Raw genomic sequence first — 18,861 nt, 5'->3', positions numbered from 1 at the left:
AACTGAAAGTTACTGAAAAAATCGATTTAGATAGGTAGAAAGATTATGGCAAATATTAATGGCACTAACGGTAATGATACTCTCTATGGGACAACGAGTGATGACCTGATTAATGGTTTAGCAGGTGACGATAAACTATATGGTAAGAGAAGCTACGACATCCTCAACGGCGATGCTGGTAACGATTACTTGAATATTGACTATTCATCAGGCAATACTACCCTCAACGGTGGCACTGGTGATGATACATTGAATGCTGAACATTCATCAGGCAATAACTTGCTCTTTGGAGGCGATGGTAATGATACTTTTTTGACCTCTAACGATATTGTCTCAACCTCTAACTCCTATATCTTCTATGGTAATAACACCCTTAACGGTGGCAATGGGAATGACACCTTTTATTACGATAAGGTAATTAGTTATGTTAATGACTTGACAACTGGTGGCGGCGGCAAGGATAAATTTGTTTACGCTGGCGGCAAGGGCGCTTCTGGTATCATTACCATCACTGATTTCGGTGGCATTGGTAAAAACTCAAACCCATTAGCATCGGTAATTGCTGAAGCAGATACCTTGCAATTTACAGGAGATGAACAATTCACTGCCAGAAATTTGCAATTAACTCAAAATGGTAAAAATTTAGAAATCACCTTTGAAGGGAAAGGTGGTGTCAAAGTAGTCTTGCAAAACTTTGCCCTGGAAAACCTAGACAATTTAGCCCAGGTTGGCAATATCGTGTTTGATGGGCAAACTAGTATCACAGACAGCTTTGATGTCTTCAATGCCGACTCGACCCAAAGCACTATCTTTAACAAGAACACAGTCACCTTCCTTAACGACCTCGACAACAATGTCAATGGCTTTGACAACTCAGATGATGTGATTAATGGTCAAGGAGGTGATGACATCATTGACGGTAAAGGTGGCAATGACGTTTTGAGGGGTGGTGTAGCAGGAAATGATACTCTCATTGGTAGTGCTGGTGACGATACCTTGAGTGGTAGCGATTCATCAGGCGATAAGCTACTGAATGGGGGTGATGGCAATGATTTTCTCTCCGTCTCTAGCTCCTCTCCCGATCAGCAATACTCCTTCCCGCAACAAGACTCGGCTGACAAAAACACCCTTAACGGTGGTACTGGTGAAGATACCTTGGATGCTAGCAATTCACCAGCCGATAACCTCCTCTTTGGGGGCGATGGCAATGATTCTCTTTCCGTTTCTGGCGCTTTTGGTAATAATACCCTCAACGGTGGTAATGGCGATGATATCCTCATAGATGGCAATGGCAAAAATATCTTCACAGGTGGCGGTGGTAAAGATAAATTTGTTTACAACTCTTTCCTTTACAACAATAGTAAGATTGCTGATTTCGGTGCCGTAGGTAAAGGGACAAACCCGGCAGCAGCAGTCATTGGGGAAGTAGACACCCTAACATTTCAAGGTGTAGGCTTGACTGCCAAAAATCTGCTGTTGACTCAGAATGGCAACAATCTGGAAATCACCTTTTCTGGGGTGTTTGGTAGTCGCAAACTCATCCTGGAAAACTTCGCTCTGGAAAACCTGGATAACCTAAGCTTATCTACAGGAGCCACTGTAGACGTGGGCAATATTCTTTTTTATGGGCAAACTACCATCACAGATAGCTTTGATGTCTTCAATGCCAACTCTACCCAAAGCACTATCTTCAAAAAGAACACTGTCACCTTTCTTAATGACCTCGACAATAATGTTAACGGCTTTGACAACTCAGATGATGTGATTAATGGTCAAGGGGGTGATGACATCATTGATGGCAAAAGTGGCAACGATCTTTTGAGGGGTGGTGCGGGCAATAATACTCTCAACGGTGGTGCTGGTAATGATACCTTGAATGTTGACTATTCACTAGGCGATAATTTGCTCTTTGGGGGCGATGGCAATGATTTTCTCTTTGCCTCTGGCTACCAGTACGACTCCGGCCCCTTGTACGCATACGATCTTCTCTGGTTAGGAAATAATACCCTCAACGGTGGTGCAGGTAACGATACCTTGAGTGCTAGGGGTTCAAAGGGCAATAACCTGCTTTCTGGGGGCGATGGTAATGATTCTCTTGACATCTCTGGCTATGAGTCTGGAAGTTCCGGTCAGTACTACTACACCTCCACTAACTCTGTCGCGTCTGGCAATAACACCCTCAATGGTGGTGCTGGTGATGATACCTTGGGTGCTAGCGGTTCAAGAGGCGATAACCTGCTTTTTGGGGGCGATGGCAATGATTTTCTTAACATCTCTGGCTATGAGACTCGAGGTGGCGACTTCTACAACAACTCTGTCGCGTCTGGCAATAACACCCTTAACGGTGGCGCTGGTGATGATACCTTAGATGCTAGCGGTTCGACAGGCGATAATCTGCTCTCTGGCGGCGATGGTAATGATGCCTTCTATCTAAGCTTCTTATCCGAATATAATGACCCCTCTGATTCTGATTTGGTGACACAAACGGTAGATGGAGGTAAGGGTAACGATGTGTTGTCCGTCAATTTTGGCAATCCTACCGCAGGAATCACGACAACATTCAATGCCACTACTAACATTGGCTCAATTACGATGGGCACATATAGCGTTAGCTACAAGAATATAGAACGATTAAATATTTCAGGTTCAGAGTACAATTTTTCAGGTTCACAGTCCGATGACAACATTGTGGGAAGCAATGGCAACGATACACTCTCTGGGAGCAATGGTGGCAAAGATACGATAGATGGGGGTAAGGGTGACGATTTGTTGTCCATCGATTACAGCTATTATGCTACAGGGGGGATCACAACGACATTTAATGCCAGTACTAAGGTTGGCTTAATTACGGCGGGCACGAATAGCGTTAGCTACAAGAATATCGAACAATTAAATATCTCAGGTTCACAGTACGATGATAACATTGTGGGGAACGATGGCGACGATACACTCTCCACAGGTGGTAGTGGCAAAGATACGATAGATGGGGGTAAGGGTGACGATGTGTTGTCCGGCAATTACAGGTTTGCTAGCAAAGGAATCACAACCACATTCAATGCCAGTACTAACATTGGCCTAATTACAGCCGGCACGAATACCGTTAGTTACAAGAATATCGAACGATTAAATATCTCAGGTACAGAGTACGATGACAACATTGTGGGGAACGATGGCAACGATACGCTCTCCGGGAGCAATGATGATTACAATGGTGGTAACAGTGGCAATGATACGATAGATGGGGGTAAGGGTGACGATTTGTACTCCGTTAATCTTAACTTTTCTACCGGAGGAATCACAACGACATACAATGCCAGTACTAACATTGGCTCAATTACGGCAGGCACGGATGGGGTTAGCTACAAGAATATCGAGCGATTAAATATCTCAGGTACAGAGTACGATGACAACATTGTGGGGAGCAATGGCAACGATACGCTCTATGGCAATCGTGGCAATGGTGACAATGATACGATTATTGGCGGTGCAGGTAATGATAGCTTGAGTGCTGGTGTCTATTCAGGCAATAACCTACTCTCTGGGGATGATGGTAATGATATCCTCACAGGTGGCAATGGTAATGATAGTCTAATTGGAGGAGCTGGTACTGATACGTTTGTTTTCAATAGTTATTATGGAAGTGTTGATACTATTTATGACTTCAACGCCACCAATGAAATAATTCAGGTATCGGCTGCTGGTTTTGAGAACGAGTTATCGCAGTCATCGTTATCATTATCATACGGTAGTCCGTTTATAATCGAAACATCTCCAAGGTTCTCAATAGGTTCACTTTTCCCTAATCAGTTTACAATTGGAATATCTGCAACCACAAGCGATCAACGATTTATCTATGACAATATTACGGGTGCACTATATTTTGACGCCGATGGCAGTGCGGGTGAATTTACTCAGGTAAAGTTTGCACAACTTTTGGGTAGTGTGACACTAACTGAAAACAACTTTGTGGTTGTTTAATCTTAAGCTAGCGCTCTTTGATCGCTCTAGCATGGAATGGGAGGTACTTAAAACAGCACCTCCCATTCGATTGTTCAATGCAATTAGTGCTAACAGAGAGTATGTCTTGGCTTTTATTCCTTAACTTTTGGTATGGGTGCAGATGATTTGCACTATTCTTGGTTAAGTTGGTTTATTTCTGCGTTGATAATTTTTATAACCTATAGCGATTTTTGCACAGATATATATTGGCAGGCGATCGCTCTCATCGTAGTATAAGTTAACCAAGGCGTAGCTAGCAAAAACCGCAGGCGATCGCAGCCTTCAAAAATAAAAATATGTATTTTTTATCACTTCCTAAAATATTTACCTACTAGGTTCTACTTTCTTATTGCCCAGACACAGAAGAGTATGAAGAATATACAAAGCTCAATACTTGTGTATAGATTTTTCAGCAAGTAATGTGAAGAGTATGCAAAGATAAGTATTTAAGTATAAACATCTAAGTATGATATTGACTGTGTAGTTCTTTTGAGGCTTTTGAGATGTTCTCTATTTTCAAGCTAGATGCCCACGGATAACAGCCTACAAGGAAGGCATCAAAATCTTTTTCCCGATTAAAAGTCAACTGTTGATTATTTTATATTCTAGTAAGACTTAGGCGCTGGCAAAAAATAAATATGAAGAAAGAATTTTAGGTATTGAAGCTGAATTTTTTGGTACTTAAAAGAGTAATTTTTACTCAAAAAGGATGATAAAAAACCTGAAATGACTAGTTCTCGCAAATTCACACGCTAATTAATTTGTACAGTGCTTAAGACTTAAATAGTTTGAGGTCAAAGAAGTATACGTAAAAACCTTGAAATTGGGTAAATTTTCCAGAAATTTACTGTTATTGAAGGGTGACGTATAAAGTATGTAGATTTCAACACAATCTGCAAATTGACAACTGAAGTTACTGAAAAAAACGATTTAGAAAGGTAAAACTTATGGCAAATATCATTGGAACCAACGGTAATGAGACCCTACAGGGTAGTTATGATGAGGCGGATACGATTAACGCTAAAGCAGGCAACGATACCATATATCCGAACGGTGGCAACGACACCTTGACTGGTGGAGGCGGCAATGATAAATTCGTCTTCTACTACTACTATAACAACAACAACAATATTGCGATCGTCACCGATTTTGGTGGTGTAGGTAAAGGAACAAACCCGACAGCAGCAGTCATTGCCGAAGTGGATACCCTAGCATTCGAGGGCGATGACACCACTGCCCAAAATTTGTTGTTGGCCCAAAAAGGCAACAATTTGGAAATCAGCTTTGCAGGGGATGCTTATTTGAGGTTTATTGATAACTCAGTTATCCTGCAAAACTTTGCCCTGGAAAACCTGGAAAACTTGAGCAAATCTACAGGGGCCACTGTAGACTTGGGCAATATCTTATTTAATACACAAACTAGCACCACAGATAGCTTTGATGTGTTCAATGCCAACTCCACCCAAAGCACTATCTTTAATAAGAACACAGTCACTTTTCTTAATGACCTGAACAATAATGTTAGCGGCCTTGATAACTCAGATGATGTCATCAATGGTCAGGGCGGGGATGACCTCATTGACGGCTTAAGTGGCAACGACACACTCAGAGGTGGTGCGGGCAATGACTCCCTCATTGGTAGTGCGGGGAATGATATTCTCATAGGCGGTACGGGTAATGACTCTTCCACAGGTAATCACTCCCTCGTGGGTGGTGCGGGCAATGACTCCCTCATTGGTGGTACTGGTAACGATCGCTTAGATGTTGAATTTTCAACAGGCGCTAACACCCTCAAGGGTGGCGTTGGTGATGATACCTTGGATGCTGGGGCAACATCCGGGAATAACTTACTTTTTGGGGGCGATGGTAATGATTCTCTTTCCACGTCTAATGCTTATAGCAGCTTCAGCCCTAACATTTATTACCCCTCCTCAGGTAATAACACCCTAGAAGGAGGTGCTGGTGACGATACCTTGAATGCTCAGTCTCCATCAGGGAATAACTTACTTGCTGGAGGCGATGGCAATGATTCTCTCTCCACCTCTGGAATTACAACTTATAGAGGAGACCCTAATTTTAAGGCATCAGGCAATAACACCCTCAACGGTGGTGCTGGTAACGATACCTTGAATGCTGGCATTTCAACAGGGAATAACTTACTGTCTGGGGGTGATGGTAATGATTCTCTTGATATCTCTGGCGATATTATCAACTATAGCGGTCGAGAATTTTATTACCTTTCTTCAGGCAATAACATCCTCAACGGTGGCGCGGGTGACGATACATTGACTGCTGATTATTCAACAGGCAATAACTTGTTCTCTGGGGGCGATGGCAATGATTCCTTCTATCTAAGTACCACATCCTCAGATACTCCCCTCTCTGATTTAGCAATTCAAACGATAGATGGGGGAGCAGGTGACGATTTTTTATCCGTTGATTACAGTTTCGCTACAGCGGGTATTTCAACGACATTCAATGCCACTACAAACAATGTAGAAATTACGGCAGGCACATATCAGGTTAATTACAAGAATATCGAACGATTGAATATCTTAGGTACAGCTTACGACGACAATATTGTAGGAAGCAGTGCGAACGATACGCTCTCTGGGGGATATGATGGCAAAGATACAATCGATGGGGGAGCAGGTGAGGATCTATTGTCCGTTGATTACAGGTACAGCAATCCTACAGGGGCGATCGCAACAACATTCAATGCCACTACAAACAAGGGAGTAATTACGGCGGGCACAAATCAGGTTAACTACAAGAATATCGAACAATTAAATATCTCAGGTACAGCTTTCGACGACAATATTGTTGGCAATAGTGGCAACGATACGCTCTCAACAGGCAATACTGGCAAAGATACAATTGATGGGGGAGCGGGTGACGATGTATTGTCCGTTGATTACATCTCCAATGTCAATATTACAAAGGGGATCGCAACGACATTCAATGCTGCTACAAACAAGGGAGTAATTACGGCGGGCACAAATCAAGTTAACTACAAGAACATCGAACGATTAAATATCTCAGGTACACAGTTCGATGATTTTATTGTGGGGAACGATGGTAACGATACGCTCTTTGGGAGCTATGGCAAAGATACGATTATTGGCGGTGCAGGTAATGATATCTTGGCAGGTGAGAGTGGGAAGGACACCCTAACTGGTGGCACGGGCAATGATAAATTTGTTTATAGCTTGAGCGATAGCTCCTATGACGGCACTAACATTGATATTATCACCGATTTCGGTGGCATAGGTAAAGGTTCAAATCCCTCAGCAACCGTAATTGCCTCCTTAGACACTTTGCAATTTATAGGTTTTACTGCTGAAAATCTGCAATTAACTCAAAATGGTAACAACTTAGAAATTACCTTTGAAGGTTTCGGTAATGACAGGAAAGTTATTCTACAAAACTTTAAGTTAGAAAACCTGGATAATCTACCAGCAACTTCTTCACGACCAGCTATTGGCAATATCCTGTTTAATGGACAAACCAGCATCAGCGACAGTTTTGATGTGTTTGATGCTGATTCCACTCAAACTACTGTGTTCAACAGGAACACTGTTACTTTCCTGAATGACCTGGATAACAACATTACGGGTTTTGACAACTCTAATGATGTCATCAATGGTCAGGGGGGTGACGACATCATCGACGGGTTGAGTGGTAATGACCTACTCAGAGGTGGTGCGGGAAACAACACCCTTGACGGAGGTACTGGTGACGATACCTTGAGTGCTATCAGTTCAACAGGCGATAACCTGCTCTTTGGGGACGATGGTAATGATTCTCTTGATATCTCTGGCAGGATATTCAGCGACACATTCAGTGGCACATTCGACAAATTCGACTCTCGCTCATTAGGCAATAACACTCTCAACGGAGGTGCAGGTAACGACACGTTGAGTGCTAGCGGTTCAAAAGGTGATAACCTGCTCTCTGGGGGCGATGGCAATGATTCTCTTGACATTTCTGGCAGCTACAGGAATAACTACGGCTACATCTCCGACTCTCGCTCATTAGGCAATAACACTCTCAACGGAGGTGCTGGTAACGACATCTTGAGTGCTGGTGGTTTAAAAGGTGATAACCTGCTTTCTGGGGGCGATGGCAATGATTCTCTTACCATTTTTGGCGGCTACAACGAGAATAATCCCACAGACTCTTCGGACTCTCGCTCATTAGGCAATAACACTCTCAACGGAGGTGCTGGTGACGATCGCTTGAGCGCTGGTGGTTCAAAAGGCGATAACCTGCTTTCTGGGGGTGATGGCAATGATGAGCTTGATATCTCTGGTGGCTATGACAGCTACAACTCCAACGACTACTCCGACTCTCGCCCGTCTGGTAATAACACGCTAGAAGGAGGCGCTGGTGACGACAAGTTGAGCTTTAGCAGTTCAACAGGTGATAACCTTCTGTCTGGGGGCGATGGCAATGATTCATTCAATCTAATCATTAACTCCCTAGATCCTGACCTGTCTGATTTAGTGACTCAAACGGTAGATGGGGGTAATGGTGATGATTCGTTGTTCACCCTTTACAACTATACAGCTGGAGGAATCACTTCGACATTCAATGCTACTACTAACACTGGCTCAATTACGGTAGGCTTGTATCGAGTTAACTACAACAATATCGAACAATTACATATCTCAGGTACGAGCTATGATGACAATATTGTTGGCAGCAATGGCAATGATATCCTCCGAGGTGGAGACGGTAATGACAGCCTAATTGGAGGGGATGGGACTGATACCTTTGGTTTCTATAATTACAATGGGGGTGTTGACACTATTTATGACTTCAACGCTACTAATGAACTGATTGAAGTATATGCTAATGGTTTTGGTGGCGGGTTATTAATAGGTTCACTCTCGGATGCTCAGTTCACCATCGGAACATCTGCAACGACAAGCAATCAACGATTTATTTATGATAATTCTACAGGTGGACTGTACTTTGACCAGGACGGCAGTGCGGCTGAGTTTACTCAAGTAAAATTTGCCCAACTATCTGCTGGACTGTCATTAGCCGAAAAGAATTTTGTGCTTGTTTAATCGTAATCAGATTCTCTAATCGTTAGAGGATGTCTGAAAACTTTTTGGTGTTGTATTCGAGACTTGTAGATCCCCCTAAATCCCCCGATAAATTGGGGGACTTTGATTCCAGTTCCCCCCTTTTTAAGGGGAGCCAGCGCGGTCTTGGGGGTTTCCCCCATGAGCGACTGGCGTGGGCTAGGGGGGATCAAGCGAAATATTGAATACTTCTCAGACATCCTCTAAGCGACAAGGGTTGTGAGGTGCTTACAAAAGCACCTTGCAAACGATAGTGTTCAATGCAATTACTGTTAACAAAGAGTAGATGTTGAGTTTCATTTCTCAACTTTCGATATGAGTCTGGATGGTTTGCAGGTGTTATTGGCTAAATTTGATTATGTCTGCGTTTTTAATTTTAATCGCCGCCGTTGCATATTTGCGGGATGATTTTGTTAGTTTTGTGGGATGGGCCGAAAAGCCCGTCCCTTGTATTTCAGGGCGCAGGCATCAAAACTCATTAGCCTTAAAGTAGTAACAACAACTTTTTGTGGAATTGCGATCGCGAGACGATGAATGCTCTAATCAATTTACTGCTTTTTTTGCTGCCGATTCTGGGTAGCTTTTGGATTGCCCAAACTTTCAACCCTTTATCTTCTTATCAGCCTCTCCAAGCTGTAGACGGTGCAGCTTTATATAAAAAACAATTAACGAATGGTAACGAAGCCTATTTACAAGTTATTAATCTTCGTAAAATGCACATAGACCAAATTATCGGAGAGGTAGATAATATGGGTCTAAATGAAGGAAAATATTATCAAGGAGAAGGTGAATATTACAGCCCTTTTTTCCAAAATAAATTGTTTTCTGATGTTGCAGACGAATATCAAAAACTTTACGGAAACAACGTTTTTTCGACGATAAATTGTTCTTTTTTTGAACAATACCAATCTAGTACTCAATTATCCTTTCCGATTAAACTCAATGGTGTAGTCATCACTGGCGGCACTAGCCCTTATGGCCCAATCAAAGAACCAAAAGATAAATATTATCGTAATATTCGCCTCAAAACCTTAGTCTGGGATGATAAGCAGGCATATATTACCGATTACAACCAAGCTAGCGGTGCGCCTCTTAACCAAAAAGCAGTGAAGAATGCGATTGTCACTTACCGATATAGCGATCATCCGGCGAAAGTATTAGCCCAAAACCAAGCGAATAAGTATCAAGTTATCGGTACTCTGAACAAAGATGGTGTTAAAGGTGACGAGCTTTTGTTGATTATGACGGTGAACCAAGCGACTCTGGATGAGGCAGCCGATTTATTACGTAAATTAGGAGTCAAAGGCGATATTATTACCGTTGACGGTGGCAGATCGACTTATTTGTTCAATTCCCAAAAAGGAAATATTATTGTTCCCCAATTGTCTAATCTGCAAGAAAATCCTACTTTCCGACATCTACCTCATTATCTGGGATTCCGTAAGAAAAGCACAAATCAGATTGCGCCAAAAATCTCGATCGCTCAACCAGTTGGTAAAGTACTTCCAAAGAAGGATCAGCCTTTTTTAATATTGTGGCGGGATAATTTTGATGGCGATGTCTCGATTAAGTTGTACGATGGGAACAAACTTATCCAAAACATTTCTTCCCGTACTGCTAGCGATGGAGTTTATGAGTGGAAACCACGTATTTCCGTAAAAGAAGGCTATTTTATTCGTATTTCTAGCTGGAAAGACCGGAATATTTTCGGGCAGTTGCAATTGTAGCGGAATGGGAAAATGAAATGGATAACTAGCTAAACGCAAACCTCTCAACAAGGTTGACGGTGTGGCCGCGATCGCAATTGTTATCGTTTCTCACAGTAAACAACTAGCTTTGGGTGTGCGGGAACTCGCCGCGCAGATGGTTCAAGGCCAAGTTCCCATTGCTGTTGCAGCAGGTATTGAAGATCCTGAAAATCCATTGGGTACAGATCCGATTCAGGTTTATGAGGCGATCGCTTCTGTTTTTTCTGATGATGGTGTCTTGGTGTTAATGGATTTGGGTAGTGCTTTGCTGAGTGCAGAAATGGCAATCGAGTTTTTGCCAGAAGCACAGCAGGAAAAAGTGTATTTGTGTGAAGCACCTCTAGTAGAAGGTGCGATCGCTGCTGTAGTCGCGGCGGCGGCTGGTAGAGATATTCACCAAGTTATGGCGGAAGCACGCGGCGCACTCTTAGCAAAAGCAACTCAATTGGGTGTGGTTACTAAGCCGTTGTCAGTTGTCAGCCCAATCACAACCAATATAGAATCACCAACGCGAGAAATCCGGCTGATTGTGAGCAATCGCTTAGGATTACACGCCCGTCCCGCCGCCCAGTTTGTAGCAACGGCAGCCCGGTTTCAATCTCAAATTCTGGTACGGAATTTAACGAGAAATACTGAGCTAGTCAGAGGTGACAGTATTAACCAAGTCACAACTTTAGGAGTGCGTCAAGGACACGAATTGGTGATTACTGCCACTGGTTCTGATGCAGATGATGCACTAGCGGCATTACAGGGATTATTCGCAAATAATTTTGGTGAAAATAATGTTACTTTGAATTCTCCACCAGCTCACCATGAAGTTACTCCAGCAAATCACGGCGAACTTTCAGGGATTGCAGCTTCTGGTGGAGTAGCGATCGCACCTGTTGTTCGTTATCAACCCACTCACATCGCAATTACGGAATACCACGTAAACGATCCTGATGCAGAGTGGCAAAGATTACAATCAGCGATTAACACTGCCCGACAAGAAATTCAAGCAGTTTTCTCACAAGCATCTCTGCAAATTGGTGATGTTGAAGCCGCCATCTTTGATGCCCAATTACTATTTTTAGAAGATCCAGTACTGTTAGAAGCGGCTCATCAGCGCATTTTAGACAACCATATAAATGCTGAAGCCGCTTGGCAAGCTGTAGTCGATGAAGTAGCGACTTCCTACCGCGCACTTGAGGATTCTTATCTGCAAGAGCGAGTTGACGATGTTGTAGATGTCGGGCAAAGAGTGCTGCGATTACTGGTTGGGAATGCTGCGGCTAACTTGCATCTTGATTCACCAGCGATTTTGGTGGCGACTGATTTAACTCCCTCAGATACGGCAAGACTAGATCCGACAAAGGTGTTGGGTATTTGTACAACTTCAGGTAGTGCAACTTCTCACAGTGCCATTATCGCCCGGACGTTGGGTATTCCGGCAGTTTTGGGAGTGGATGCCCAGGTGTTGCACTTGGCAGATGGTACAATGATGGCACTTGATGGTGAAAGTGGCAAAGCTTGGGTAGAACCAGAATCAGACATCTTGGATTTACTGACAGCAAAGCAAGAAGCTTGGCAAACTGCCCAACAAGAAGCACGAGCTACAGCACATCAGCCAGCGATTACTCGTGATGGTCGGCAAGTTAGCGTTTTCGCCAATATTGGTAGTATCAATGATGTGCAAGTTGCGGTGGCTAGCGGTGCAGAAGGTGTGGGACTACTCCGCACTGAGTTTCTGTATTTAGACCGAACCAGTGCCCCGACTGAAGAAGAACAATTAGCAGTCTATCAGGCGATCGCCCAAGTTTTAGATAATCGGCCGCTAATTATTCGTACTTTAGATGTCGGTGGTGATAAGCCACTTCCCTATATTAAAGTAGGGTTGCCAGAAGCTAACCCTTTTTTGGGTTGGCGGGGAATTCGTTTCTGTTTAGATCGTCCAGAACTCTTCAAAACTCAGTTACGGGCAATTTTGAGAGCTAGTGTCGGACACCAAATTAAGATTATGTTGCCGATGATTGCGACTGTAACTGAGGTACGTGCAGCGAAGGTAATTTTGGGCGAAGTGCAGGCTGAATTAAATCAAGCTGGTATCGCATTTGATCCAGCGATGAAACTAGGAATTATGGTGGAGGTTCCGTCAGCAGTAGCGATCGCCGATCGGTTAGCTGCGGAAGTAGACTTCTTTAGTATCGGGACTAACGATCTGAGTCAGTACGTCATGGCTAGCGATCGCACTAATCCCAACGTGGCAAATTTGGTTGATGCACTACATCCAGCTGTATTGCGAATGGTGCAGCAAACTGTCCAAGCTGCCCATGCGGCGGGGATTTCGGTAGGATTATGTGGAGAATTGGCAGCAGATACTTTAGCAACACCAATTTTATTAGGTTTAGGGTTGGATGAGTTGAGCGTCAATCCTCAAAGTATACCTGGAGTGAAACAGGCGATCGCTCGGTTGAGTATAGTTGAAAGTGAAGCGATCGTGGCATCAGCATTACAACAAGATTCCGCAAAGCATGTTAGAGAACTAATCTCAACTTCAATTACTCCCCCTGCATAATGAATTCGCAATTGATAATGACGCTCTCTCGGAGATACTGTGCGAACGTCATTACGAATTACGAATTACGAATTACGAATTAGTTAAAATCTTATTCCCAGTTGCCCGTTAAAGCCACGAACAGAATTGTAACCAGCACCAACAAAAACGTTATTAGTAGCACCTACCTGAACGCCACCTGAAACGGCAACACCTTTATCCTCTGAATAAAGTCCAATTCCTACATAAGGTGAAATTACAGGCAAATTGATAAATTTTAAAACATCTACTCCCGTAGCACCATCAGCGCCAGTTCCCACTTCAACGCCGAAATTCAAAGCCCTAGCTCCGACAGCATAAGTTATATCACCGTCTTTTCCACCGACTGAAACCCAAGGTTGCGGTATCAGTTGAGCCGATGCTTGACTTGGGGCAAACAAAGTTAATAAACCTATAGATGTAATTAATGTTTTAGCAATAATCGCTATTTTCACGTTATTCTCCAATTAATTGTTTTTAGGACTGATACCAATCCTTTATGAGGACGCATAAAAAGAATCTCAGTGCCTTGGCATCTCCCTTTGGTAATACTATTTCACTTTCAGGTTGATACAAATAGCCAGTAGGGGAACAGGGGAAAAGAGTAAAGGTTTTTTCTTTCCCCTTTACCCTTTTCCCCAAAACCCAACAAGTATTGAGCTAGGTTATACCATTTGCAAAAAGACCTACAGATTCAAAGCTGAAAATCCAGATGAAATCTAACTCCTCTTAATTACGAATTACTACTTACGTAGCTTGCTTCTTGCCTTTGGGGAGTAGTACGAATTACATTGGTATTATTATCTCAACAATTTGCTAAACTCCAACTTCGTGGAGAGCAAATAAAAACAATTTGAGTATTGGGAATTTGGAGGGGGTCGCAGAGTGGCTGATGAACGCATAGTCAATACACAACAGATTTATCCAAAGGATTTTTCCTGGGGATTATGGCCTGTTGTGCCACTCTACCCCTACGGTAGGCGGCAGACAATTCGTCAAGAAGTGCTTAAAGACACAATCTGGAATTTTGACCAGATTCAAGGCATTTTCTACGTTGTTGTGCCGATTCGGATGACTGTTGTGAAGCTGGAAACTGGGGGTCTTCTTGTCTACGCGCCTGTTGCACCAACGCTAGAGTGCATCAGACTTGTGAATGAGTTGGTGGTGAAATATGGCGACATTAAGTACATCATTCTGCCAACTATCTCTGGTATAGAACACAAAGTTTTTGTTGGCCCCTTCGCCAGATACTTTCCGACTTCACAGGTGTTTGTGGCTCCCCATCAGTGGAGTTTCCCGCTAAATCTTCCCCTTAGCTGGCTTGGCTTACCCCCAAAACGAACTCAAGTACTTCCAGAAGATAGCAGCAAAACACCTTTTGCTGACGAGTTTGATTATGCAATGCTGGGCCCTATCGGTCTTGGCCCTGGTAGGTTCGCGGAAGTTGCTTTTTTCCACAAGCGATCGCATACTCTTTTAGTCACAGATTCTGTACTTTCGATTCCAGAAGATCCACCCGCGATCGTTCTCTTAGATCCATATCCTTTATTATTCCATGCCAAGGATTATGCTTCCGATCTTGTTGCAGATAGTCAGGTAAATCGCCGTAAAGGTTGGCAGCGTATTTGTCTGTTTGCTTTGTACTTTCAACCAAGCGCGTTAGATATACGCCGATGGAGTCAGGTATTGCAAGATTCTTTGAAAGCCCCAGAACGCTCAAGGAAAGCTTATTTTGGATTGTATCCCTTTAAATGGCAGTCAGATTGGCAGCGATCGTTTGATGCCCTGCGAGGTAATGGGCGTTTATTTGTCGCACCAATTTTACAAACGTTGATTCTCAATCGCGCACCACAAGAAACCATTGACTGGGCTAATAAAGTTATAAGTTGGGACTTCGAGTGGATAATTCCCTGCCACTTTGATTCACCAATTAAAGCTAAACCGCATCAGTTTCGCCAAGCTTTCTCTTTTTTAGAAAAGCAGCCTACTGTCAGTGGAGGTTTGATCGGCAGTAGCAGCTATCCTTTACCAGAAGAAGATTTTAAAACACTTAGGGAAATCGATGCAGGTTTAAATAAGTTTGGCATTGTGCCAGCAGCCAAGGAGAAAGTGTAGGAGAAACGATATAGCGCAATACAGTTCAGAATCAGCAACAATAACCCCGTCTAGAGACGCGATTTATCGCGTCTTGAAAGACCAATTATCCTTAACTGAACGTGAGTTCGATGAACCTCTCCCGGACAACCTCCCTCTCCCACGGGGCTACGGTGTACACACAAGTCGAATTACCCCCCTTAATCCCCCCTTGGAAAGAGGGGGGAGACAGGAAATCTAGTTCCCTCCCCTTTCCAAGGGGAGGGTTAGGGTGGGGTAAAACCCTGGTTAATCAGCTATTTCAGACTTGTGTGTACACCATAGCTCCCACGGGGAAAGAGCAACGAGAAATTAGGGTTTTGGCTCCCCTCTGGGTGTCCAAGAGGGGTTGGGGGAGAGGTCAAAAAAGGGCTTGTCGAACTCACGTTAACTGAATCATATTGCAATACAGCGTTCTCCTTTGGATGCAGGTAACACAGCTAGCTGTGCTACCAAAGCTATATATCTGTATCAGGTGTTTCGTAGAATGGTATTGCTGGAAATATGATTAGCCACCGATATTTGTTATACGGTCAATCAAAGGGGGTGCGCTTTAAAGGTCGCCTTGTGCCAGTGGCATTTTCGAGGTACCATGCAGTCGTGGATCGGGCACAGGAGGTTGCGGTTCTGGGCCTAGTGGTTGGGGATTTTCCACATACTCGAATTCGCCTTTGCCATCCATTGAGGGGCCTTTTGCCCAACGACCTTCGGCGCTTTCTGTGCCTTCTGAGTGATTCCAGAACTGATAAGAAAACTCGCGTTTCTCCAATTCCAACGGGAAGGAACTGGGAACCGGAGTGGTTTCTAATCCAGAACTTTCTAAATCTTCAATGGTTGCTAGCCACAAGTTTTGATGCATCGTATCACGAGCGATCATAAAGCTCAAGGTATCTTTCACTCCTGGATCGTCCGTCATTTCATACAGTCGCACTGCTTGCAAACGTCCCTGGCTTTCAGCGTGGAGATTAGACCGGAAATCTGCCAACAAGTTGCCACTGGAGACAATAAAACGACCATTCCAAGGATAGCCGACGCTATCAGATGGTGTTGCACCTAAACCAGAGACAATGGCGTGTTGGGGGTTCATCGCCGCCGCCATAATTACATCCCGTGGGTTACTACCGCCCATGACAGCACCCACAACCGCATCTTTGACACTTTCTTCTTGCATTTTGAGCGGCGCTTTATCTAGAAGATGGGCAATCATCGTTGCCAGCATCTCAATGTGACCGATTTCCTCAGTCCCAACATCTAGCAGCATATCCCGGTACTTGGCAGGGCCTCGACAGTTCCAGCCCTGAAACAGATACTGCATCATCACGGTCATTTCACCAAAAGTACCGCCGATGAGTTCTTGAATTTTCATTGCATAAACCGCATCTGGTTTTTCTGGCGGCTTAAAATACTGGAGTTTCTTATTGTGATAAAACATTTGAATTCCTCTGTTAATTGCAGATGCTGACACAAAATCAAACAGTTGCCAAACTTTTATCCGATTTTGTGTAGCCTCTCCTTATCTAGGAAACTAATCAATTGCTTTATCTTCATCAGCCTCTAGTCAGATATAAAAAATACTTTTAAATAAGTATTTCGACTAGGGCTTTTTTCTTTATAGTTCTGTCTAGGAATGGATTTCAGAAAGCTTTACTTTGTTTTGAGAAAGAATTCAAAAAAATTCAAAATCAAATCACCTGAACTGGATTGTAACTACTCCTAAAGTTTAATCCCCTTAAACCGTTCTTGCGCGGCTTTAAATGCTTCTTGCATCACTAACTGAATTTTTTGAGGATCGGGTTTCTTACCTCCCATTAGATCGCCAAAGTAAACACAGGCTGCTTCGCCTAGTGCCCAAGTATAAGCGGCTGCCCAAGAAGCTGCGATCGCACTCCCAAAACCTGGTATAAATTTAATTAACTCTCTGGCAATTGCTTGTGCGAAAAAACCACCTGCGATCGCACTCACAACGCCTCCCGCCTGAGAGGGAGTAACTGTCTGCCCATATAATTTACCCAACAGTCCCACCATTGATACTTGCAAAGCAGTCAGTACGGGCATTGTGGCAAATGGTAGAGGTACGGCAGCCAGAGTTGCAGACATAATCGCAAATGGCAAAATATAACGGCGTGCAGTATCTCGGTAAAGGTTGCCAATTTGCTTCCCAACTTCTTCTCGATCTAATAGCTGATAAATCGCTTGGGCTTCTGCTTGTGGGAGTAGTTCTGCTAAAGAATCTCGCAGTGCTTCTAAGCCATAAAATACTTGAGTGTAGCCATCTTCTTCTAAGGTAAAGTCAATCAGTACAGAGCGATCTGTTATTCCTGCAAAGGCTTCTTGTATTGCCGCAAATGCGCGGTTGACTTCTTGATAATCTGGCGGATAGGTGGGATGATCGACGGTATTGCCAGGATAAACTTCGTGCAAGCAGGTAACTACCAGCAGACAGGGAATGTCTGGATACTTCTGGCGCAGTTGTTGAGCAATTTGTCGTAGGGTATCAGTCGCAAAATCATTAATTTTAACCGTCAAAAGCAGGATTCTGGCGGAACGAGTTTCCTGTTGTAAATCGCCAACTAACTCTTGAATAATTTTTTGAGTATCTTGTTTGACATCACCCAGCCCCACTGTATCAGTAAAAATCAGTAGCGGCAGGTCATTGGAAGGATAGGCATAACGTTGGGTGTGTTGCGTGTGTGGGCGAAATCCTTGACCGATAATTTCAGCAGAAACTCCCGTCAATCCCCTCACAATAGAACTTTTCCCAGCTTGAGGTTTACCAATTAAGAGGGCTTCTGTGGTTGGCAGTTCGGCTCGGATTTTCTCTAAAATCTCTGCAACCTGAGTATCGCTCACACTAAACCATTCAACAACTGTCTGTGCCAGTTGTTCTACGGGTAGGTGTTGTATTAGACGTGTTGTTGCTTTGTTCCATACGCCAGCAATCTGATTTCTCCAGGAATTATCGGCCGACTTGGTAATCGTTTTGTCGGTCGGTTCGCTCAATTGCTGAGAATCAGTTGATGGTAAATCAGCATCACGTTGCTCAGTCATTTTCATCCAAATCTAGAAGACCCTTTTTGTCATCTTATAGCGATTCTCAAAGGGATAACTAGTACCTTTAGTAGTGTTCCTGAGCATGAGCGATCGCGTTTTGGCTGACAATGCGATTGTTTCGGCTGACAAGGCGATTGCATTGACTAACAATGCGATTGCATCGACTAACAATGCCATTGCATCGACTAACAATGCGATTGACCTTTCAAGACGCGATGAATCGCGTCTCTACAATCTGGGTTTTGTTGCTCATTCTGAACTGTAT

Annotated in this window: 9 protein-coding genes; 5 read left to right on the top strand and 4 right to left on the bottom strand. The window is 43.6% G+C overall.

Annotation, left to right across the window (positions count from 1 at the left end; translation table 11 throughout):
- The first annotated feature begins 45 nt into the window (after positions 1 to 45).
- From RM049_RS06790 to ptsP, 4 genes are all read left to right on the top strand, one after another.
- Complete coding sequence (locus RM049_RS06790) at positions 46 to 3,978, top strand: calcium-binding protein (protein ID WP_322703624.1); 3,933 nt, start codon at positions 46 to 48, stop codon at positions 3,976 to 3,978.
- 968 nt (positions 3,979 to 4,946) lie between these two features.
- Entirely contained in the window at positions 4,947 to 9,074 is a 4,128-nt protein-coding gene (locus RM049_RS06785; protein ID WP_322703623.1) for a calcium-binding protein, read from the top strand.
- A gap of 548 nt (positions 9,075 to 9,622) precedes the next feature.
- Positions 9,623 to 10,819 (top strand): hypothetical protein, encoded by a 1,197-nt coding sequence (locus RM049_RS06780; RefSeq protein WP_322703622.1) that lies wholly within the window; start codon positions 9,623 to 9,625, stop codon positions 10,817 to 10,819.
- Between the two features lie 61 nt (positions 10,820 to 10,880).
- Positions 10,881 to 13,394 carry a phosphoenolpyruvate--protein phosphotransferase gene (gene ptsP, locus RM049_RS06775; protein WP_322703621.1) on the top strand — a complete coding sequence of 838 codons (2,514 nt, stop codon included), beginning with the start codon at positions 10,881 to 10,883 and terminating at the stop codon, positions 13,392 to 13,394.
- Between the two features lie 83 nt (positions 13,395 to 13,477).
- Here ptsP and RM049_RS06770 read toward each other — a convergent pair whose 3' ends face one another.
- Positions 13,478 to 13,867 (bottom strand): hypothetical protein, encoded by a 390-nt coding sequence (locus RM049_RS06770; RefSeq protein WP_322703620.1) that lies wholly within the window; start codon positions 13,865 to 13,867, stop codon positions 13,478 to 13,480.
- A gap of 430 nt (positions 13,868 to 14,297) precedes the next feature.
- Here RM049_RS06770 and RM049_RS06765 point away from each other — a divergent pair, with 430 nt between their 5' ends.
- Positions 14,298 to 15,527 (top strand): DUF4336 domain-containing protein, encoded by a 1,230-nt coding sequence (locus RM049_RS06765; RefSeq protein WP_322703619.1) that lies wholly within the window; start codon positions 14,298 to 14,300, stop codon positions 15,525 to 15,527.
- A 571-nt stretch (positions 15,528 to 16,098) separates the two neighbouring features.
- Here the strand turns inward: RM049_RS06765 and RM049_RS06760 are convergent.
- From RM049_RS06760 to RM049_RS06750, 3 genes are all read right to left on the bottom strand, one after another.
- Entirely contained in the window at positions 16,099 to 16,977 is an 879-nt protein-coding gene (locus RM049_RS06760; RefSeq protein WP_322669217.1) for a manganese catalase family protein, read from the bottom strand.
- A gap of 281 nt (positions 16,978 to 17,258) precedes the next feature.
- Entirely contained in the window at positions 17,259 to 18,593 is a 1,335-nt protein-coding gene (locus tag RM049_RS06755) for a 50S ribosome-binding GTPase (protein WP_322703618.1), read from the bottom strand.
- Positions 18,594 to 18,605: 12 nt separating this feature from the next.
- Complete coding sequence (locus RM049_RS06750) at positions 18,606 to 18,788, bottom strand: hypothetical protein (protein ID WP_322703617.1); 183 nt, start codon at positions 18,786 to 18,788, stop codon at positions 18,606 to 18,608.
- Positions 18,789 to 18,861 lie beyond the last annotated feature (73 nt).

Source organism: Nostoc sp. DedQUE04, assembly GCF_034530995.1.
Lineage (GTDB): Bacteria > Cyanobacteriota > Cyanobacteriia > Cyanobacteriales > Nostocaceae > Nostoc.
Note: the sequence above shows the minus strand (reverse complement) of the source record. Positions and strands in the feature narration are given on the sequence as shown.

Coding starts and splice junctions, on each gene's coding strand:
- RM049_RS06790 (WP_322703624.1), top strand. CDS start 46: ATGGCAAATATTAATGGCACTAACGGTAATGATACTCTCTATGGGACA.
- RM049_RS06785 (WP_322703623.1), top strand. CDS start 4,947: ATGGCAAATATCATTGGAACCAACGGTAATGAGACCCTACAGGGTAGT.
- RM049_RS06780 (WP_322703622.1), top strand. CDS start 9,623: ATGAATGCTCTAATCAATTTACTGCTTTTTTTGCTGCCGATTCTGGGT.
- RM049_RS06760 (WP_322669217.1), bottom strand. CDS start 16,977: ATGTTTTATCACAATAAGAAACTCCAGTATTTTAAGCCGCCAGAAAAA.
- RM049_RS06755 (WP_322703618.1), bottom strand. CDS start 18,593: ATGACTGAGCAACGTGATGCTGATTTACCATCAACTGATTCTCAGCAA.